This window comes from Pseudomonas sp. 02C 26 (assembly GCF_002843585.1).
Taxonomy (GTDB): domain Bacteria; phylum Pseudomonadota; class Gammaproteobacteria; order Pseudomonadales; family Pseudomonadaceae; genus Aquipseudomonas; species Aquipseudomonas shirazensis.
In genome coordinates, this window is the sequence record NZ_CP025262.1 from 1778130 (window position 1) to 1797757 (window position 19628).

14 protein-coding genes are annotated in these 19628 nt (G+C 57.3%); 7 read left to right on the plus strand and 7 right to left on the minus strand.

The window, feature by feature from the left end; translation table 11 throughout:
• Window positions 1-353 precede the first annotated feature (353 nt).
• Window positions 354-2201, plus strand: coding sequence for a P-loop NTPase fold protein (locus CXQ80_RS08110; protein WP_178080757.1), 1848 nt, complete (start codon window positions 354-356; stop codon window positions 2199-2201).
• Between the two features lie 207 nt (window positions 2202-2408).
• On the opposite strand, the gene CXQ80_RS08115 is transcribed toward CXQ80_RS08110, so the two are convergent.
• The 4 genes from CXQ80_RS08115 to CXQ80_RS08130 are packed head-to-tail and all read right to left on the minus strand — an operon-like array spanning window position 2409 to window position 7773.
• The gene (locus tag CXQ80_RS08115) at window positions 2409-2819 is read right to left on the minus strand and encodes a hypothetical protein (protein ID WP_101318266.1); all 411 of its coding nucleotides are present in this window, start codon (window positions 2817-2819) and stop codon (window positions 2409-2411) included.
• Window positions 2800-4878, minus strand: a complete 2079-nt coding sequence (locus CXQ80_RS08120) for a hypothetical protein (RefSeq protein ID WP_101318268.1) — start codon at window positions 4876-4878, stop codon at window positions 2800-2802. Before CXQ80_RS08120 ends, CXQ80_RS08115 begins: the two co-directional genes overlap by 20 nt.
• Window positions 4871-6499 (minus strand): hypothetical protein, encoded by a 1629-nt coding sequence (locus CXQ80_RS08125; protein WP_101318270.1) that lies wholly within the window; start codon window positions 6497-6499, stop codon window positions 4871-4873. The genes CXQ80_RS08120 and CXQ80_RS08125 overlap by 8 nt, the downstream gene beginning before the upstream one ends.
• The gene (locus CXQ80_RS08130) at window positions 6496-7773 is read right to left on the minus strand and encodes a tyrosine-type recombinase/integrase (RefSeq protein WP_157831734.1); all 1278 of its coding nucleotides are present in this window, start codon (window positions 7771-7773) and stop codon (window positions 6496-6498) included. The genes CXQ80_RS08125 and CXQ80_RS08130 overlap by 4 nt, the downstream gene beginning before the upstream one ends.
• 68 nt (window positions 7774-7841) lie before the next feature.
• Here CXQ80_RS08130 and dnaQ point away from each other — a divergent pair, with 68 nt between their 5' ends.
• Window positions 7842-8579 (plus strand): DNA polymerase III subunit epsilon, encoded by a 738-nt coding sequence (dnaQ, locus tag CXQ80_RS08135; protein WP_101318274.1) that lies wholly within the window; start codon window positions 7842-7844, stop codon window positions 8577-8579.
• A 51-nt stretch (window positions 8580-8630) separates the two neighbouring features.
• Here dnaQ and CXQ80_RS08140 read toward each other — a convergent pair whose 3' ends face one another.
• Window positions 8631-8849: a hypothetical protein gene (locus CXQ80_RS08140; RefSeq protein ID WP_101318276.1), complete on the minus strand. Its 219-nt coding sequence runs from the start codon at window positions 8847-8849 to the stop codon at window positions 8631-8633.
• Between the two features lie 157 nt (window positions 8850-9006).
• On the opposite strand from CXQ80_RS08140, the gene CXQ80_RS08145 reads away from it, so the two are divergent.
• The gene (locus CXQ80_RS08145; RefSeq protein WP_101318278.1) at window positions 9007-9567 is read left to right on the plus strand and encodes an NADPH-dependent FMN reductase; all 561 of its coding nucleotides are present in this window, start codon (window positions 9007-9009) and stop codon (window positions 9565-9567) included.
• A gap of 8 nt (window positions 9568-9575) precedes the next feature.
• Here CXQ80_RS08145 and phnX read toward each other — a convergent pair whose 3' ends face one another.
• On the minus strand, window positions 9576-10403 hold the full coding sequence (gene phnX, locus CXQ80_RS08150) for a phosphonoacetaldehyde hydrolase (RefSeq protein WP_101318280.1): 828 nt from the start codon (window positions 10401-10403) through the stop codon (window positions 9576-9578).
• A 1-nt stretch (window position 10404) separates the two neighbouring features.
• Window positions 10405-11535 carry a 2-aminoethylphosphonate--pyruvate transaminase gene (locus CXQ80_RS08155; protein ID WP_101318282.1) on the minus strand — a complete coding sequence of 377 codons (1131 nt, stop codon included), beginning with the start codon at window positions 11533-11535 and terminating at the stop codon, window positions 10405-10407.
• A gap of 112 nt (window positions 11536-11647) precedes the next feature.
• On the opposite strand from CXQ80_RS08155, the gene CXQ80_RS08160 reads away from it, so the two are divergent.
• The 4 genes from CXQ80_RS08160 (at window position 11648) to CXQ80_RS08175 (ending at window position 19627) form a co-directional block, all read left to right on the plus strand.
• A complete protein-coding gene (locus tag CXQ80_RS08160; RefSeq protein ID WP_101318284.1) occupies window positions 11648-12517 on the plus strand; it encodes a LysR substrate-binding domain-containing protein in 870 nt (289 codons plus the stop codon).
• Between the two features lie 98 nt (window positions 12518-12615).
• Window positions 12616-13638, plus strand: a complete 1023-nt coding sequence (locus CXQ80_RS08165; RefSeq protein ID WP_101318286.1) for an AraC family transcriptional regulator — start codon at window positions 12616-12618, stop codon at window positions 13636-13638.
• A 513-nt stretch (window positions 13639-14151) separates the two neighbouring features.
• Window positions 14152-18690: an NEL-type E3 ubiquitin ligase domain-containing protein gene (locus tag CXQ80_RS08170; RefSeq protein WP_101318288.1), complete on the plus strand. Its 4539-nt coding sequence runs from the start codon at window positions 14152-14154 to the stop codon at window positions 18688-18690.
• 169 nt (window positions 18691-18859) lie between these two features.
• Window positions 18860-19627 (plus strand): SDR family NAD(P)-dependent oxidoreductase, encoded by a 768-nt coding sequence (locus CXQ80_RS08175; protein WP_101318290.1) that lies wholly within the window; start codon window positions 18860-18862, stop codon window positions 19625-19627.
• Window position 19628 lies beyond the last annotated feature (1 nt).

The following is a 19628-nucleotide window of genomic DNA, read 5'->3' on the forward strand; positions in this document are numbered from 1 at the left end:
TTCCTTACTTTTGCGCACCATAAGGCGCCCGAGCCCATACTAGAGCCTTTCTGTGTTGCCTGAAGGCTCAGTATCCCAGAAAATCGCGGCGTCAGCAGAGGGCGTCGTTGCTCTACAAAAAATGGATGGGCAATCACCTTAGGCAAGCCTGCTGCTCAGATTTTCAACCAGATCTGATCGTGCGCTGTCGTCGAGGTTGAGCATGTGGCCGAGATGCCAATGAGCTAACTAGAGCGCCTGGTTGCAGGCCAGGACGGCGCAAGTCGTCAACACGCTTCCCTGATGTGAACCTAAGTCCCGCTCCAGCGTGGAGCGGATCCCGAACCGTCACCAGACATGCCGGAGTTGTAGCCGTGGCGAGCAGCCAATCCAACGAAGCAACCAAACTGCTGGATTACTACCTTGATGATTCTGTTGATACAGAATACGCCGTCATGCTTTCCGCGCCGTGGGGGGCTGGCAAGACCCACTTCATCAAGAAGTATCTGAACGACCGGTCGACGCGTGTGCCCGAAGACAAAGGGCCTTACTACCTGTACGCGAGCCTTTTTGGCGTCACGGCCATTTCGACAATCAAGGATCAATTCTTCGCACAGATCCACCCTCAGCTCACTTCGAAAGGTTTTCAGCTTTTCGGAAATCTTGCTTCCGGGTTCGTGGAAAAGGTTTCTGGGGCTAAAGGTGCCTCTGGCATGGTGAAGGACCTGCTCGTGAATCTTGATGGCAAGGTCTTGGTCATCGACGACTTGGAGCGTTGCTCGATGAAGATCTCGGATGTTATGGGCTTCATCAACACGCTCGTCGAGCATGAGAAGCTCAAGGTGATCATCCTGGCTAATGAGAGCGAGATCCCGAAGGATCAGCGTGATGACTACGGCAGGCAGAAAGAGAAACTTGTGGGCAAGACCATTGAGGTCAAGGCTGATCCTGCTGAAGTTTTGGACAAGCTGACGGGCGACCTAAAGCCAAGCATAGCCAAAGACATCATTTCAGCTGAGAAGGCCGCGTTGCTGGCCACCTTCAACGCCTCTAAGAGGCCAAACTACCGTAACCTGCGCGCCGTACTCGCGGATTACGAGCGTTTGGTGGGCGTGGTGGACGAGCGCTTGAGCGCTGCACCACATGCCCTTAAACAGCTGTTGTTGTACATGATTGCGACAGGGGGAGAAGCCCGCAGTGCAGAGTTGGGCGAGGCTATGCTTCGGCAGCTTCCAACTACGGCATTCTCAATGGGACGGCTGTTCGCGAAATCAGAAAAGACCCCAACTGAGCAAGCCTTTGAGGCGCTCAAAAACCGCTACCCTGAGGTCTGCTGGACGGATCCTATCGTCAGTCCAAAGCATTTGGCCGACCTGTTCTTCAGCGGAAAAATCGCTGTGGATGCCATCAATGAGGGATTAGCACGTCACCCGGATGTCGTCGGGCACGCTCAAATCCCTGCTTGGCGTCTGCTCTGGGATTGGTCCCACTTGAGTAAATCGGAGTACGAAAAGGCCAGGAAGAAGCTTTTGGCGGAACTGGCTGAAACTAAGCTGACTCATCCTGGTGTGATTCTGCATGTGGCTGGTATAGCCATTACCCTTCGTGGTTATGGTGACCAACTGATTGAGGGGGAGCAGGGCTTACTGGCGTATTTCACTGAGTACGTGTCACGGTTGGTAGATGCTGGTACGTTGACGCCGAGCAAGGGTGTTTATGGTTTCGACAGCATGAGTGCTGTTGGGCTCGGATATTCGTCATACACCACCCCAGAATTCAGCTCGATCTACACGATGGTGAAGGGCGCCAGTGCGGAGGCGCTACGCAGGCAGTTGAAGGTAAAAGCACAGAGCTATGTGGCGCGTCTGGCGACTGGGCCAGACAGCTATGCGTCACTGTATGAATACGGTCTTGATGACGAAAACTATGGCGGTGTAGCATTTTTACACCATGCAGATATTGGAGAACTAGCAGGTCTTCTGATTGTCGGCTCTCGCTCGAACGACCAGCTTTTCGCTTCGCTCACAAAGCGATACGAGCATAATTTCCAAACCGGCCAATCCCTAAGGGATGAGTACGAGTGGGTTGAGAGATTGAAGACACACTTGCTCGCAGTGGCTGATGGTGACACGGCACCATTTGCACAAGCGCTACGTGAACGAGTGACTTATTACTTCGACAAGATTGGAGAGGGAATCAGTCTGCCAGCGCCCTCCGTATAAGCACCCTGACCCAGTTCGGGCGGATGTCCTATCCGTCCGATTTCTCCAGGTTAACATAGCTGAGCTTCTCGTAGCCATCGTGCACTGATCTTCCAACAAGATACCCTGCGCCTAAGTTGTAAGAGGATCAAAGTCCTCTGTATTGTGCCATTGTATGTAAGTGCATGTTTTGCCGGGGTTGTAATCGTCTATGAATGTTAGCTGGAGTTATTTTTTTGTTCTGTTTGGAGTTGGTAGTGCTTTCATCAGCTCATCTTTCGATATTTTGTGTTGGGCAGAGTTGTAAATCATTCGGTGGAGCATGTCGTGCAGCATGCTATTTTGGTATTCGAGTGATGCGACGTTTTTTTCAAGAGTCTGAATTTTCTGCATGGCCACGGTCATGTTTTTGGGGCGGTTTGGTGCTTTTTGGGCTTTGGCGTTTAGCTCTTCTTTTTTCGCCCTGTATTCAAAGATCAGAATGCTTTTTGTCGAGAGTGACTGTCTCGTTGGGATGTAATCCAGGTGCAGCTTGGCCGCTTGACATATCGCGTCCCAAGTGAGTTTTATGTCGGCTGGCCATGAACGAATGTCTTTGGCGATCTTCTTGATAATTTTGTCAGGAATGGGGGCTGGCATTGTTTTCGTCCATCATAAATTTCATGTATTCCAGGACTTCATTGCTCAGGTTGGACGTATCCAGTTGCTCTGGGCGCGAATTAGGAGTGCTGGAGACTTTCTCCACAATCCGCTGCTCAAGACTGAAGTCCAAGCCGATGTTCTTTATCACCGCCCCGTCTGCGATTGCGGGGTCAGTCATGACGTTGAGCAATGCAAGATACCCTTGATAGCGCATAAAATGCGTATCATACCAGCGATCCGCTGGGCGGTTCCCTTTATTCATGTCAGCCAACGCAGCATCTAAATTTTCTTTAATCGCATCTCGCTCGAATTCAATGGCTTCGATTGAGCGTTTGTGGCCTTTGCACAGCAGCAGTTCTGAACAGTTCAAGCAGTCTTTGAATTTGTTGCAGTAGCTGACGGTGTAATCGTGGGAGCATACGCCGAAAGCGTTGACAATATTAGGGCCTTTGGGGCGTGAAGCGCGATACTCCTCATGAGTGATCGGATTGTGCGCAATTTGAACAGCAGGAATGCGGTTTTCCGCAATTTTCTTTGCTGTTCGTGCAGGGTCCTCGTGCATGTAGGTAACGGTTTGTTGTTGCGAAGCACGTGCACTCCACTCTGTAATCATTTCGATTGAGATGCCCGCCTCCTTAGCAATTGTATTCAGTAGGTGGCGAAACTGGTGCGAGTTGACCGAGATATCTCCAAAGTTATGCTTATGGAAAAAGCTCATGCTAATTTCTTTGTTTCCGCGCATCATGCGCTTGCTAGTCATTCTCTTTGAGTAGTAGTCTCTATTATATGGCACCAAAAAAACTGGGCTGCTTGATAAGGTACTCGACAGTTGGTTGTATCGAAGGCACATCAAGGCCTCAGACATCTTCAAGCGGTGAGCGCCTTTTTCATAAGGTAGCTGGTAAGGGAAGTCAGGATTTAATTTCATGTTGTGTTTTTTTACAATTTGCCACAATGAGTTTAGAGTGAATCCGGTGAGGCTATAGCTTTTTGTGTATTTAAGTAGAAATGTCTCTGCGGAGCCGACAGTCTTGAGTCCTAACGCTTCAGCTACTTGTTGAGGTGTTAGAGGCGCATCGTCATCGACATCTGGGCAGGAGGCGTGGCGATAAAATTTGTCGCTTCCGCTTTCGAGGTAGTGGGCAAGCTTTCTTCCCTCGGCGGTAATGGATTGAAGGCGCTTGACGGCTTCTTCTGTAATCGGGGCGATAGTCTCTACTACGGCTTTTGCCATAAATTTATTGGTCTTAGGAGCGAAGCCCTTTAAAATCAGTTCGGGCTCACCGTTTTTGTTATTTTCATACGTGTAGGGGACCGTTCTGAAATATCCCAGTTCGCTAATACGGCAAGGAAATGACAGTAGCAATGCCGTGGTCGAGGTGATGAAGATGTCCTCATCGTCCTGTGGAACAGAGTAACCATTGGCGAAGATTTCAGCCGTTGCCCAAATCGCGTCCGAGCACGGCAGCTTTGCTTCATGCTGCTCGCGGCTAAGATTTTGAGGTGCTCCAGGGTTCGCATTCTTGCCAAAAAACGAATGTGTCCAAAGAATCTGATGGGTTGTCAGCTTGTTGACGGAGATGTGCTTTCCAAGTGCCTCCAAGGCATTGCCCACACCACTTCGATCCATGATGCTCTTCTCCAACAGAAGATCGCTGGCAGCCACAAAATGCCTATCTTGGGCATCACAGACGAAGGCTCGGCCGTCTAGGCGGATCATCGCCGTTTCCAGTAATTGAAGTGCGAGCATACTTCGGGAGACTGTCTGCGTTGGCTTAATGTGCTGGGTATAGCGTATGTAGGCTTTAGCGAAGTCTCCAAACGGGTGAGACATTAGATCACTGGGCTGCGGCGCTCGGGTCTTATGAAGCTGACGGCTCTCAAGATTAAGAAAACGAATTCTTCGGAACGGTGTTTCCCACGTGTGATTGTGCCAGGCAAAGCTGTCGAAATTCGACCACAGTGTGATTTTTGATTTTGCCTGGTCGATATAGTGTGCCAGATTGTTCTCAGCGGTTAGCGTAGCCTTGGGCTTGAATAAGATGATGTTATCCATTTTTCTGGTCCTCCAGCATCAGCTTCCGCATTTCACAACGACGAATCACCTCGATGACCGCTTCCTTTTCACGCTCGTAGTCAACGGTCACCAGTACATTGCGTCCGCTACCGACTGTGGGAATCAGGTTGTGCCTTTTTTCTTTCTCTATGAGCATGTCCAGCACTTGATGGTGAGGTCCGTCGAGCCATGGTTCGAAATGGGGGCAGTGGTAGCACGCAACAGGAATACCGGCTGCACAGAACGTGCGTTCACCACAACCCCCAAGGTTGGTCGACTCGCGTCCATTCAACGAGATACGACTGATCTTTCCGTCATTGCCATATGTTCGATCTTGAACTTCGTCTCGAATCGGCCCTGTGAATGCTCGCACGATAGGGTTCATGTATGGATCTATCGGGCGCAGCATTCTCGCTGTTTCAGCATGATCCTTATAATAAACATGCAAGGCCTTGGATGTTTTGTGGCCCAACCAAAACTGTAGCTGCGCCATCGGAACGCCCGCTCGTGCAAGTTGCCATGTGCGTGTGTAGCGATTCCGGTAAGCATTCTCTAGCAGAATCTCACCCGTTCTCTCCGAGGTAATCTTGGTGCCAAATCCATCTCGGCGAATAGCTTGTGTAGTAGATGAGCCGAAGCAATGTAACAGTCGACTGGAGTAAATAAATTCGAGTGTGCGCTCGTATTTTTTTACCATGGCTACACGACGTTGCAGATTGCCGTAGCTGAAAAGGGGGAGTTCCAGCTCCTGTTCTTTGGTAAAATTAATTCCAGTCAAGGCTGTAAGCTCTGCAATCGTTTTTTTCGCAACTTGCTGGCAGAGGTCCCACAACTCGTTGGCGATTGGATGCACCTCAGGCGCGCCCTCACGGAATGCAACGCCTCTTTCTTTGGCGGCTGGGAATGCAATCCGGCGTCCTTTCACCCCCTGAGTTTCGCCAAGCTCTTGCAGATCCTTGATTTTTAGGCGTGCGAATTGAGCAGGGCGCCTGCCATATTGGGCGGAGAGCAAACACAGCGTAGATTTATCCAATGGGCTGATACCTTTTTCGAGGTCTTGCCAAAGGGTACGAATTAGCAGGTCATGCTCTTCATTGGTATACCAGCCTTCATTTGGGTCATCTGATTGGACCTTACTGCCCGCCGGCCTAAGCGGTGCAGGAGGGCGCAGCAGTCTGAGAAGCTCTATGGCCTCGGGGTCCACGCCAGGGAGGGCCAGGTCATGCCACTGTGTCAAAATTCTTTTAATGTTTTGAAAGAAATTACAATGGGCGTAGTGCGCGTATGATTGAAAGCTATGTACGAAGTCTTCAGTAATCCGTGGGCTGGGAAAACTCATGAGTAACTTGTTTAAGTCGCTGATAGACGCCCAGATGACAGGCGGTGAAAATTTGATTCTTGTGCACATTTTGGTCAGTGTTTGACTAAAGCCACTGAACGCTTCTGCGGACAAATTTTCATAGATCGCCATGGCGGGCGCGTGCCCAACACCGACTACTTCGATGGACTCGTCATGGTAGGTGATAAAAACTGTGTTGTTGGTATTGATGAATGGATTATGCTTTGGTTGGGTTGGCTGGACAGCTTCAGTTGTCGTGATGAGATTGGGTGAAGTAATCATGAGCGCGGCGTTCTCCGGTCGGTAACATAGCTGGCAGCTTTAAGGCCGGTTTCGGCAGCGCCTTCGATAATGTGGCGCTCGTTGTAGAGGTTTGCCATAGGTGAGCCGGGGGTCCAGCCCATTAGATAGCAGCGCTGCGACGCTTCTTCCGTCTCATTCAAACCCAGCTCTTGCGCAGACTTTGAGAATCGATAATTCCAATCGTGCCTCAGTAAATGTGGATGAAGTTCACGCAGAGCAGGATACTTATCACGAATCAGCTTTAGTGCATTGTAAAACGCGCTTGCTTCCAAGGGGCGGCCTTGTGTCGCGTTTGCGCGGTGGTTGATGAAAATAAAATGTTCGTCACCGAATTCCACATAGGGGACTAAGGCTCTGTCGAGCCGCAGGTAGTCTTGAATTTTCTTGGAGAGCTGCTCGGTGATCGGAACAAGACGGCCTAGCGTCTTGGCTACGGGTTGGCGCAGGCGTCGGTCCAGCTCATCATCATGGTTTATATCAATTTGCAAGGTGGCACAGTCCCCACCGCGAGCGGGTGTGAAATTCTTCAGTTTTAGGCTGAGCAACTCGCCAAATCGCATCCCTGTTTCATAGAGAATTTCAAGCATTACTGCGTTACGCGTAGCGGCGTGCTGATTTGCAGGTCGCCGGACATGGGCATGAGGGTTTTGGAACAGTTGGCAAAGCGCGTCCTGCGCGCCCTCAGAAAGGTGCTTGGCAAGGGTGTCGCGCTTACGCTGATGCTCCGAGCCGGTGGGTAGCTGCAACCCGGATAAGGCCTGGATCATCTCGCTAATCGACCGAGCGATATCGCCATTTGCATGGTTAATCAGATAGCCTGCCAGCCATTCGAGGTAATGTTGGATATGTCCGCAGCGGCTGTTGAATTTGGCCGGGCAAATGGCTTGGGTGGTGGATTTTCGATTGACCATCAGAAAGCCCCCTAGTCTGCCAATTTCTGCTGTGGTCAAGGGCAAGCGGCTTGCAAAGCGCTGATCCAGATCCATGCCTTCCATGTGCGCCCACTCGTACACGCGCTGTATCGATGTCAGGGTGTCTCGCTGGGTGGAGTGCCTGCGTTGCCATAGGCTTTGTCCGGCATACAGGGTGGGGTAGAACAACGGTACGCCGCCTTGCTCTCGATCGCAGAGCTGAGAAAAGTGCACGTTCTGCGTTGAGATGTAGTCGAGCACGGCTAGCTGCATGGTTTTTACGTTTTCTTGAGTGAGCAGATGTGTAAACAGGTTTTTACATTTTCTCGGCTTGGTGAGCAAGTGGAGATCTCCGGAAAGACCTGTTATACTTGGTCTTATGGGTGGTTTTGGTAGAAAGGTTTTTACAAATGCTAGATAACAGGATAGTCGTCCTCGATACCGAAACTACCGGCATGCCGGTTGGCGAGGGTCATCGGATCATCGAAATCGGTTGCGTCGAAGTGCTGGGCCGGCGCCTGACCGGGCGCCATTTCCATGTTTATCTGCAGCCTGACCGCGAGAGTGACGAGGGCGCGATTGGCGTCCACGGCATCACCGACGCATTCTTGATCGGCAAGCCGCGCTTCGCTGAAGTGGCTGACGAGTTCTTCGACTTCATTCAGGGCGCGCAGCTGGTCATCCACAACGCGGCGTTCGACGTTGGCTTCATAAACAACGAATTCGCTCTGCTTGGCCAGCATGATCGCGCCGACATTTCCAAACACTGCGGCATCCTCGATACCCTGATGCTGGCGCGTTCGCGCCACCCAGGCCAGCGCAACAGCCTCGACGCCTTGTGCAAACGCTACGGTATCGACAACTCCGGACGTGAGCTGCACGGCGCGTTGCTTGACTCGGAATTGCTGGCGGATGTCTACCTGGCCATGACCGGTGGCCAGACCAGCCTGTCGCTGGCTGGGCATGGTGCTGATGGCGAGAAGGGAAGGGACAGTGACGGCAGTGAGATTCGCCGGATCGTCGGGCGTCAGCCGCAGCCTGTGTTGATGGCTTCTGCTGAAGAGCTGGAGGCGCATGCTCAGCGTCTCGCGGCGGTGGCCAAGTCTGCCGGCGGCCCGGCGCTGTGGCAGAGTCTGAGCGAGGCCTGATCAGGCCTGCATGCGGGCCCTCCGTGGCCTGCTGGTTGCTGCAAGGCTGAATCAGGGAATGCGGATGATCTCGACGCCACTCTGGGTCAGCTCGAAGCGATCTTCACCCAGGTGCCGAACGCGATCGCCAATAGCCAGTCGATAGCTGGTAATCGGTTCACCATGGGCACTGCCGTCGTCCTGAAAGGTCGACTCCTGGAATTCGTGCACGGGGTAGATTCGGCCTTCGGCGTCACGGGCGTGAAATTGGCCGACCAGTACTGCTGCCATTTTGGGGGGAAACCTCTGAAAAATTGGAGAAATGTCTGCAGTCATAGACCAGTGAAACCGCCGGGAAGTTTTCTTGCAATGGGAAAAAAACCTCGGCGGCGAAAAACGGTCATCTATAACTACTAACTCCATCAACCAGCAGAGGTTGTAAAACGCCATGAGCCAGGTGTATTCGGTAGCAGTTGTAGTCGGCAGCTTGCGCAAGGATTCCTACAATCGCAAGGTGGCCAAGGCCCTGGGTGAGCTGGCGTCCTCCAGCCTCAGCTTGAAGATCATCGAGATCGGCGATTTGCCGCTGTACAACGAAGATGTAGAGAGTGCCGGTGCGCCGCAGCCCTGGCAGCGTTTTCGTGACGAGATCAAGCGTAGTGACGCGGTGCTGTTCGTCACACCGGAGTACAACCGCTCGCTGCCCGGTTGCTTGAAGAACGCTATTGACGTTGGCTCGCGGCCTTATGGGCAAAGTGCCTGGGGCGGCAAGCCAACGGCTGTGGTGAGCGTTTCGCCCGGTGCAGTGGGTGGCTTTGGCGCCAACCATGCGGTGCGCCAGTGCCTGGTGTTCCTCGATATGCCATGCATGCAGATGCCCGAGGCATATATCGGCGGGGCGGCGACCCTGTTCGATGATGCCGGCAAGCTCAATGACAAGACTCGGCCGTTCCTGCAGGCATTCATCGACAAGTTTGCAGCCTGGGTGAAGCTCAACCGCGCGGTATAACGCCGCTCCTACGCGGACTGGGGCATTTCGCCTTTGGCCAGGCGCTGGTTGATATCGGCAACGACCTCGGGGAGGTCGTTGATGGTGTCGACCAGGTAGTGCGGTCGCGCGCTTTCAAACAGTGCGTGGATCCGCTGCCGTTCACGCGCGAGTGTGCCCGCATCCAGTGCCTGGTACTCCTCCCAGGTCAGCCCCAAGGCATTCCCTGAGCAGACCAGCGCCACTGTCCACATACCGGCCCGGCGGCCTTCGAGGATACCTGGCACGGTGTCATCAACCTTGACGCAAGCACCGACGTCATCGATGCCCAAGGCAATCACATTGGCCAGCGCCTGCGCCGGCCAAGGGCGGCCATTGGGCGTTTCGTCGGTCGCTACCACATGGTCGGCAACATAGCCGTTGCACTTGGCCAACTCGACCACCTTGTCCATGACTACCTTGGGGTAGCCCGAGCACGAGCCAATCTTCAGGCCATCTGCACGTAGCCCAGTCAGCGTTTGCAGTGCGCCGGGGATCAATGCCGAGTGCACGGCGATCTTGTCGATTTGCAGTGGCATGAAGCGTTGATAAATGGCAGTCACGTCGTCATCGCTTGGCGTGCGGCCAAATACCTTGCGGTAGCGTTCGGCAATTGCCGGCTGATCGCACAAGGTGCGGATATGGTCCCACTTGCCCATCCCCATCGGCCCGCGGGCCTCTTCAATGGACACTTCGACGTCGAACTCGGCGAACGCCTCGACAAAGATCTGCGTGGGCGCGAACGAGCCGAAGTCGACCACGGTACCCGCCCAGTCAAGGATGGCGGCTTGCAGGCGGGTTGGGTTGGTGTAGTTCATGTCACAGAGCCTCGCTCAAGAGTTGACTGCTGGTGTGCACCTGCATTTCCCGCAGCACCTGGGCCACGGCATCGACTGCTGCCTGCATGCCCTGCGCACCGACGGCACCGATGCAGCCAACGCGGAAGGTTTCGACCTGGGTCAGCTTGCCCGGGTAGAGGATGAAGCCTTTGGCCTTGACCCGTTCGTAGAAGTCCTGAAACCGGTAGCGTGGATCAGCCGGTGCATGGAAGGTGACGATGATCGGCGCCTGAATGGCAGCCGGGAGGAAGCTGCGCAGGCCGATCGCCGCCATACCGTCGAGCAACGTCCGGCAGTTGTCGGCGTAGCGCTGGTGTCTGGCCTGCAGGCCGCCTTCTTCGGTGTATTGCTTGAGTGCCTCGTGCAGGGCGGCGACCACGTGGGTAGGCGGGGTAAAACGCCACTGGCCGGTCTTGGCCATGTAGGCATGCTGGTCGTACAGGTCCATGGCCAGCGATTGGCAGTTACCCTCGGCGGCTGCCAAGGCGGCTTTTTCCGCGAACACGAAGCCCATCCCGGGGACGCCCTCAAGGCATTTGCCGGAAGCGGCGATCAGCGCTTGGAACGGCACTTCTCGAGCGTCGATCGGCAATGCGCCAAACGAGCTCATCGCATCGATGATCAGGTGTTTGCCATGGCTATGCACTACATCGGCGATGGCTTTGAGCGGGTTGAGGATGCCGGTGCTGGTCTCGCAGTGGATCAGCGCCACGTGTGTAAGTTCGGCATCTGCTGCCAGCAGCCGTTCGACATCGGCGGCGGTAGTGGGCTGGTCCTCGGCGGTTTCGAAGGTGCTGTAACGACGGCCAAGCACTTTGCAGATTTTGGCCAGGCGCTGACCGTAGGCGCCGTTGATCAGCACCAGCACCTTGCCGTCGCGCGGTACCAGTGTGCCGATGGCCGCTTCTACGGCGAAGGTGCCGCTGCCTTGCAACGGTACGCAGTGATGGCTGGCGCTGGCATCGAGAATGGCTAACAACTGTTCGCAGACGCTGGCGGTGAGTTGGTTGAAATCACGGTCCCAGGAACCCCAGTCCACCAGCATCGCTTGGCGGGTGCGCAGAGAGGTAGTGAGGGGGCCTGGGGTCAGCAGAATCGGGGCATTGCTCATTGCGTGAATCCTCGCAAGCGGTGGGCTGAGACTGCGAGGTCAAGGTTGCAATTGGGCGGGCTATCAATCAAATTGTTTGTTGTTATGCCAGTCATAAGTCAGGCCGATAGCTATGAACCTGTTCCAGTTACGTGCGTTTGATGCTGTTGCCCGTGAAGGCAGCTTTACCCGCGCCGCAGCACGTCTGTTCATCAGCCAGCCGGCGGTGACCGGGCACGTCAAGGCGCTGGAGGAGCACTACCAGATCACCTTGCTGCGGCGTACCGCCAGACGGGTGGAACTGACTGAAGAAGGCACGCGGCTGGCGGCCATTACCCGCGCGATGTTCGGCCTGGCCGAAGAGGCGCAGACTATGCTTGAGGCCAACCGCCAGTTGCTGACCGGGCGCCTGGAGGTGGCCGCCGATGGGCCGCACCGGGTCATGCCAATGCTTGCCCAGTTACGCGCTCGTTATCCCGGTATCACCGTCAACCTGCGCTTGGGCAACGCTCAGGAAACGTTGGCGGCGCTACTTAGCGAACATGCCGATGTCGCAGTGCTTACCGAAGTTGAGCCGCGCAAGGGGCTCTATCTGCGTAGCCTTGGCCAGTCGCAACTATGCGCATTGCTGCCGGTTGCGCACCGATGGGCGGCAGCTTCAGCTGCGCAGGCGCTGCCGCTGGAGGCTCTGGACAAACAGATCATGGTGTTGCGCGAGCCTACTTCAATTACCCGCCGCACGTTTGACCGCGCCTGCGCTCAGGCGGGGCTGCAGCCGCGGGTGCTGCTTGAGCTGGACAGCCGCGAGGCGGTAACCGAGGCAGTTGCGGCGCAACTGGGTATTGGCATCGTCTCGTCGATGGAAGTCGCGCATGATCCGCGGGTGGTGGCTCGGCCGCTGGCCGGCGACGGGTTGCTCAATCAACACATGCTGGGTTGCCTCGAGCGGCGTCGTGAGTTGCGCTTGATCCAGGCCTTTATCGAACTTGCCGTGGCCCCCTGAGAGACCGGCAGGGTCAGTCAGTTACAGCTCAGAGTGGCAATCGACGGTTTTTTTTCCACTGCCGGTCTAAGACGCCAGCAGCCTGTTACGGACAGACAATGAGCGAGAAAGACACTATTTCCATGCAGTTGGTGCGCGAAGCGTTGCTGCAGACCAGCACAGACAAGATCGCCGACCATGCGTTGCTGGCGCGCGCGGGCATCGATGCCAAGCAATTGGGGCAAGCCGAGGCGCGGGTGCCTGCTCAGGCCTATGCACGTCTGTGGCGGCTGTTGGCACGTCGTTGCAATGATGAGTTTTTCGCGATGGATGCGCGTGGGCTGCGCCGTGGCAGTCTCGCTTTTGTCTGCCGAGCGAGCATGTTGCAGCCCACTGTCGGAGCGGGCCTGCACACCGTTCTGGATTTTCTAGCACTGATGCTTGAAGACTTGCGGCCGGCATTGGCTGGCGAGCACGGGTTGGCGGAGATCGTGATCCAGGAGCCGCTGCAGGCGCCTCGCCGCGCTTTTACCTATTTCACCTTGTGGATGATAGTGCATGGCGTAGCGTGCTGGCTGGCCGGGCGCCGTATCCCGATCCTGGCCATAGATTTGCGCTGCAGCGAACCGCCGTTCTGCGACGACTACCGCGTCATGTTCTCGCAGAGCCTGCACTTCGACCGACCGCGCACACGTATGGTGATTTCCAGCGAGTGCCTGCAATGGCCGGTCAAGCGCAGCGCGGATGACCTGCAACGTTTCCTTGGTGAGGCGCCCGGCAATATTCTGGTCAGGTATCGCGATCCGGACAGCCTGGCGCGGCGCATCCGCAGTGACCTGTTGCGGCTGCCGCCAGCTGACTGGCTGGATGCCGACAGCCTGGCGCGGCAACTGCATCTGTCCGCTTCGACCTTGCGTCGACGTCTGGCGGAAGAAGGACAGACATACCAAGGCTTGAAGGACAGTGCGCGGCGCGAGCTGGCAACAGCCTGGCTGACCGATCCGGGCGTCGCGCTGGATGAAGTCGCCGAACGCTTGGGCTTTGCCGATTCCAGCTCTTTTTATAAAGCGTTTCGCAAATGGTTTGGCTGCAATCCGGGACATTACCGGACGCTGATCCTAGGCCGCCACCCCAGTCCCTGATTTCCCCTGCAATTTCGAGGCGCCACGCCCCAGGGTTGCTGGATTCCGACTTCAGGATCCAGTCCCAGGCCGCATGTCATCCTCCCTGCAAAAATCGAACAAGGGACTGATCAGTTCATCGGGACTATCCTTGCGGACTGGCTGAGGCGGGCTTCTTACGAGGGCACTGCTCTGGTCTATCCGGCCGTGCAGGCCACTGGGTCAGGCGTGCAGGTTGTGAGCAGAGACCACGCACGTATCGTCGAGGTTTGCCGTCAGGTCGATGTAGGCAAAGCCTAGCAGACTCATCTGGATGAGGTACTGGACGCACGCGCTGCGTCAGCCCTGGCAGAGGATGCGCAGCCATCGACACTTTGGCGCTGCGGTTGATCCTGGTAGCGCTGGGTGAAGTTGACGGGTCGTGACCTGGGCGCATTGAAAAGGCATGAAGCGTGAGCCCGATAACGCTTCCCGCTGCCTACACAGCATAGTTGGCGCCACCTTGGAGGCCCTCTTGTTCAAGGATCGCCAACCATGCCCCTGACACCGCCCACCCCAGCTGACGTCGCTGAACTGCGCATGGCCAATGCCACCGATGAGTTTATTGGTGACATCCTCCCGATATGGCTCAAGCAGGCCTCTGCCGGCCAGATCAATCGGTTACGCGAACGTTTCAACCGGTATCGGCAAAGCCAGCAGCGATTGCGCGCGGCAACCCTGGACTTGATTCCGCTGCACGCTTTCGCGCAAGCCCAGTTCAGCGCTTTATTGGCCGACAGGCTGCCTGCCGGGACCAAGCTGGAGGAGCTGCAATGGCTGGAGGTCCGCCGTAAATTCGGCCGTGTACCAGGCGCGCTCTGGCCATTCTATGTCCCTGATGTGGTTCGCGAACCGGGGCTTTTGCGTTTGATGCAGAACTTCCATACCGAAGACAGCGTGCTGCAGGGCAGCGGCCTGGTTGCTGTGGGCAGTGAAGCAGTGCTTTCGGGTGATCCAGTGTTACTGGCAGCCGCCTGTCGCACGTTGGATGTGGGCGCTCAGTATCAGCGCCAGTTAGCCAAGGTGTTCAGTGCTTCGACCTGCGACATGTTGGTGGCGGACAAGCGCGCTGGGTTGGCGTTGGCAGCGGAAATCGCTGCGCTGAAGGGCGATGTCAGCGCTGCTGAGCAGATCGCCCTGGAGGAGGTCGCCCGCGGCCATTACGATGCCAATCAGCAGGGGTTGCGCGGTTTCCCCGGGTTGTTGAGCATTCTTGGTTGCACCACAAGCGATGCCGTGGTCATCCAGATGCGCGATAGCTTGGGTGAGGATCAGGGCCTCGTGCTCTATCTTCCCAGTGATCCGGGGCGCGCTCTACAGCGCTTCGAGGACTGGCACGCACTGGCCAGGGAACTGGTCCGTCAGTTGCGCGCGCCGGCCGATCGACAGCGGCTCAGTCAGCTGATTTCGCTCAGCGAGCGACCTGCATTTCTCACCACGCTTGCCAAGCGGCTCGACGACTCGGTGCCTGACCTGACGTTGGAGCGCATCACTCCCCAGCGCAATGTGTTCATCGAACTGGTCGATCTGCAGGTGCAGCGCGTGCACGAGGACGCGCGGCTGCTGTTGGTACCCACTGCAGAAGCAGACCGCGCGGCGCGCGCGCAGCGTCTGCAGAGCTGGCAAGCGGCAGGTCTGGGGCTGGTCAACCTGGCAGGATTGTTCATTCCGGGAGTTGGCGCATTACTGTTGGGACTGTTGGTGGTGCAAACCTTGTCCGAAGTCTATGAGGGGGCGGTCGACTGGCTGCATGGCCACCAGCATGAAGCACTGGATCACATGCTGGGCGTGGCCGAAACCCTGGCGGTAACTGCGGCGATTGCCGGCGGGGCCGCCGTGGTGGCACGCGGGTTTACTCGCAGCGCTTATGTTGGCGCGCTGGAGCCGGTGCGTCTTGGCAACGGAGATATGCGCTTGTGGTGTGCGGATTTGACCAAGTACCGAACGCAGCCGGATGACAGCGGACTCCAGGCCGACGGCCTGTATGGCAACGCAGAACGCCGCTGGATGAGGCACGAGGGGCATTACTACGAGGTGCACCGAGCCACCCCCGAGGGGCCGTGGCGCCTGCGTCATCCACAGCGTGAGGGCGCATATGGCCCGGTGGTCGAGTTCAACGGCGAACGTGGCTGGCGGTTGCGTCTGGAGCGTCCGCTCGAGTGGGACGACAACGCCCTCATGCTTGAGCGGTTGTGGCCGCTGGATCCGCCTGTGGATGGCGTCCAGGCAGCGCGGATCATGCAGGTTGCCAGAGTCGACCAGGATGAGCTGCGTGGCTTGCTGGTGGCCAATCGACCCTTGCCGGTAAACCTGCGTGAAACCCTGCGCCGCTTCGATGCGGATGCTCGCACCCAGCGCTTCTTTGCCAGCCTGGAGGGAGCCACCAGGGTCACAAGCGATGCGCAGGTCCAGGCCTGGTGTTTGGCCCAGCCCGGCTTGGTGGGGCTCGACGCCGACGCCATGCGCGAGGCCTTGCTCAGCCAGCAGGCAACACTGCGTCAACGCCTGTTCGAGCACCTCAGCAGGGTCGAGCTGCCCACCAACGACGGCTTGCTCGATAGGGTACGGCGGGACTTTCCGGGTCTGCCCGGCGCCTATGCACTCACTGCTGCGCAAGACGCCAGCCAGACGCAACGGGAAATCGCGATTCGTGAGGACCGGCTGCCGTTGCAGATCGCCACGCGGGCCCGTGCCTTGCTCGCTCTGGCGCGGATCAACCGGGCCGTAGAGGGGTTGTATCTGGCCAATGGGGTGGTCAGCTACAGTGGGGAGCTGGCCATCGCCCTGCTGCGGCGCACACCTGACTGGCCAGTTGCGGTCAATCTGGAACTGCGCGAGGGAAGCGAGAATGGCCGCCTGCTGGCGATCCTTGACCCACAAGGCGAACCGGCAGCTAGGACGGTGCTGGTGGTGCGCAATGGCCGGGTGCGTCTTTATGACAGCCAAGGGCTGGAACGTGAAGAAGAAGTCAGTGAACCTGCAGGCTTCTTCGAAGCAATAAGCGCATTGCTCTCGGCCGCACAGCTTGAGCGTTTGCCCGATCCGCAGGCAGAACCCACCGAGCGCCTGCGCGCTGCGGCGATTTCACACTTGCCCGCCAGTAACAGCGCCTTGCGCGGCCTGCTTGGCTGGCCGGCCCAGGCGCCGTGGTTCAACCCGGGGCGACGCCTGGCAGATGGGCGTGTCGGCCACCTGCTGAGCGGCCGTGGCCAGGGTCTGCTGCAATCCCCCTCTCAGGTCCTGCGGGCACGCGTGCGGGCGCTGCATCCAGGATTCACGGATGCTGAAATCTCCGAGTACCTGCAGATGCTGCTGCAGTCACCCGTGTCGCCGATGATGCTGCTGCTGCAACAGGAGGAGGCCTATGCGGCACTCGATTCCAGTCTCAATCAGTGGCAAAGCGCCGAACTTGACGAGTCAAGAAGTCGTCTGCGTGGGCAATTTGGCGACAGCCTGCGCCGGGCCTGGCGGCTGGGGGGTGACGCCATGGAGGTGCGCGACAATGCTCAAGCGAACATGCGTCTGGATTTGAGCGGCTTCCCTATCCGCACGCTGCCGGCGTTTCCGTCGGCTGTAGAGTTCAGTCATGTTGCCGAGCTGATAATGACCGATCTACAGGTCGACACAGTGCCGGTGAATTTTCTGCGGGCGTTTCCGCGGCTGCGTAGCCTTGGTTTCAACAGTAATCAGTTGCTGAGTCTGCCACGCGGGTTGGCTTATCTGGTCGATCTGGAAGTGCTGCGTCTTGCCCACAACCGCATTCGTCTGACAGCCGACGACCTGACCGTAATCAGCAGCCTCCCGCGCCTTGCCCACTTGGACCTCAGCTACAACCCCATCGGTTTCCTGCAGTTGCACTTCAATCATATCTCCAATTTGCGCGAACTGCGGCTGCGTCATTGCCGGCTTGGCGTGTGGCCGTTCGGGCTGGGGGTGTGTGGTTCCCTTGAACATGTCGACCTGCGCGACAATCAAGTGCTGGCGTTGCCCGACGATATCATGATGATGCCGTTGTCCTATCGGCGTGCGTTTCTGCTTGACCGCAACCCCATCCCAAGCGAAGAGGTCGTGCGTTTATACAGCGTTCAGGATTATCAGCGCCTGCATGCGATTGCCGAGCCCGAGCAGGAGTTGGCTGAGCCGCAGAGCAGCGGCAGCGCCGCCTGGATCTCGAGCGTGGCAGCAGAGGATCGCGCGGCGCGCCTGGCCCAGTGGAACACCCTGGCCGCCATGCCAGACAGCTCACGTTTGTTCGAGCTGCTGGAACAACTGCGATCGACGTCCGACTTCGCAAACCATCATCAGTACCTCGCAGAACAGGTCTGGACGGTAGTGGCTGCGTTGGAGGGCGACGCGCAGCTGCGCGAAACAATCTTCGCCAACATGCAGGACAGTCAGACCTGCGCCGACGGTATAGCCGAGCGTTTCAGCGATGTGCAATTGCAGATTCTGATTGGTCAGGCAAATCGCGATGGGGCGTTGCATGAGCGTGGCAGCCGCCTGATCGATCTGAATCGGCGATTGTTTCGCCTGGAACGGTTGGATCGTTTTGCTCGTGCCGACATTGCCGAGCGAATCAGATCGCATCGCGGTGTGGACGAGATTGAGGTGCTGCTTTACTACCGCGTTGAACTGGCTGCCGATCTGGATCTGCCCCTGCAACCGCGCAGCATGCAGTACGCCAGGACAGCTGCGGTCGGTCCGGATCAGCTCGCCGCTGCCTTGAGCGTAGTGCGTGCGGCACAAACCCAGGAAGCGCTTGCCCTCAGCCTGAGTCAGCGGGACTTCTGGCAAGCCTACCTGCGGGAGCGCCATGAAACCACATTCGATGCGCTCATCGCCGAATATGCAGCGCAAGGTGAGCAACTGGATCAGGAGCGTGAGCAACTGACCAGCCAGGACTACACCCAGCGCTGGCAGGATTTGCTTGATGCCCGTGAAGCTGCACTGCAGGCGTTGAGCCTTGAACTGACCCGTGAAGCGCTGGAGCAGGACGCGACGCGCCTGAGCAGTACCTCGCCGGCTCAGGAGTGACCGTTCAGACCAGTCAACCGAGTTGACGCTTTTGGCCATTGCCGGCTGGGGATAGCGGCGCGAACATCGTCGGACCGCACATCAACAATAACCAAGCAGTCCGACGATGCGCATTGCCTGCCCGGTCCATACCGGGCTTCTTGCGGTCGAACCAGCAAGGAACCTACCCATGCATGTACAAGGCAAATATTTCATTGTTACCGGTGCAGCCTCCGGGCTCGGCGCTGCCACCGCGCAGTCGCTGGTCCAGGCTGGCGCTCGAGTTATGTTGGTCGACCTCAATGCCGAGGCGGTTTCGGCCAAGGCCACTGAGCTCGGCGACAATGCCCGCTTCACGGTTGCTGATATCTGTGATGAGCAGGCCGCCCAGGCTGCAGTCGCTGCGGCAGTCGCTGCCTTTGGCAGCCTGCACGGGCTGATCAACTGCGCCGGTATCGTCGGCGCTGAAAAAATCCTCGGCAAGCAAGGGCCGCATGGCCTGGCGAGTTTTGCCAAGGTCATCAACGTCAATCTGCTCGGCAGCTTCAATATGCTGCGCCTGGCCGCTGCGGCTATTGCCGATACCGCGGCGGATGTAGATGGCGAGCGCGGTGTGATCATCAATACCGCGTCGGTGGCTGCCTATGATGGGCAAATCGGCCAGGCCGCCTACGCCGCATCCAAGGGGGCGGTTGCCAGCCTGACGCTGCCGGCAGCACGCGAACTGGCACGTTTTGGTATCCGCGTGATGACCATTGCCCCAGGCATCTTTGAAACGCCGATGATGGCCGGCATGACTCAGGAGGTGCGCGACTCGCTGGCCGCCGGTGTGCCGTTCCCACCGCGTTTGGGCCACCCGCAGGAGTACGCCGCGCTGGCCCTGCACATCATTGAAAACAGCATGCTCAACGGTGAGGTGATCCGCCTCGACGGCGCCCTGCGCATGGCTGCCCGCTAAG

Coding starts and splice junctions, on each gene's coding strand:
- CXQ80_RS08115 (WP_101318266.1), bottom strand. CDS start 2,819: ATGCCAGCCCCCATTCCTGACAAAATTATCAAGAAGATCGCCAAAGAC.
- CXQ80_RS08120 (WP_101318268.1), bottom strand. CDS start 4,878: ATGGATAACATCATCTTATTCAAGCCCAAGGCTACGCTAACCGCTGAG.
- CXQ80_RS08125 (WP_101318270.1), bottom strand. CDS start 6,499: ATGATTACTTCACCCAATCTCATCACGACAACTGAAGCTGTCCAGCCA.
- dnaQ (WP_101318274.1), top strand. CDS start 7,842: ATGCTAGATAACAGGATAGTCGTCCTCGATACCGAAACTACCGGCATG.
- CXQ80_RS08140 (WP_101318276.1), bottom strand. CDS start 8,849: ATGGCAGCAGTACTGGTCGGCCAATTTCACGCCCGTGACGCCGAAGGC.
- CXQ80_RS08145 (WP_101318278.1), top strand. CDS start 9,007: ATGAGCCAGGTGTATTCGGTAGCAGTTGTAGTCGGCAGCTTGCGCAAG.
- phnX (WP_101318280.1), bottom strand. CDS start 10,403: ATGAACTACACCAACCCAACCCGCCTGCAAGCCGCCATCCTTGACTGG.
- CXQ80_RS08155 (WP_101318282.1), bottom strand. CDS start 11,535: ATGAGCAATGCCCCGATTCTGCTGACCCCAGGCCCCCTCACTACCTCT.
- CXQ80_RS08160 (WP_101318284.1), top strand. CDS start 11,648: ATGAACCTGTTCCAGTTACGTGCGTTTGATGCTGTTGCCCGTGAAGGC.
- CXQ80_RS08165 (WP_101318286.1), top strand. CDS start 12,616: ATGAGCGAGAAAGACACTATTTCCATGCAGTTGGTGCGCGAAGCGTTG.
- CXQ80_RS08170 (WP_101318288.1), top strand. CDS start 14,152: ATGCCCCTGACACCGCCCACCCCAGCTGACGTCGCTGAACTGCGCATG.
- CXQ80_RS08175 (WP_101318290.1), top strand. CDS start 18,860: ATGCATGTACAAGGCAAATATTTCATTGTTACCGGTGCAGCCTCCGGG.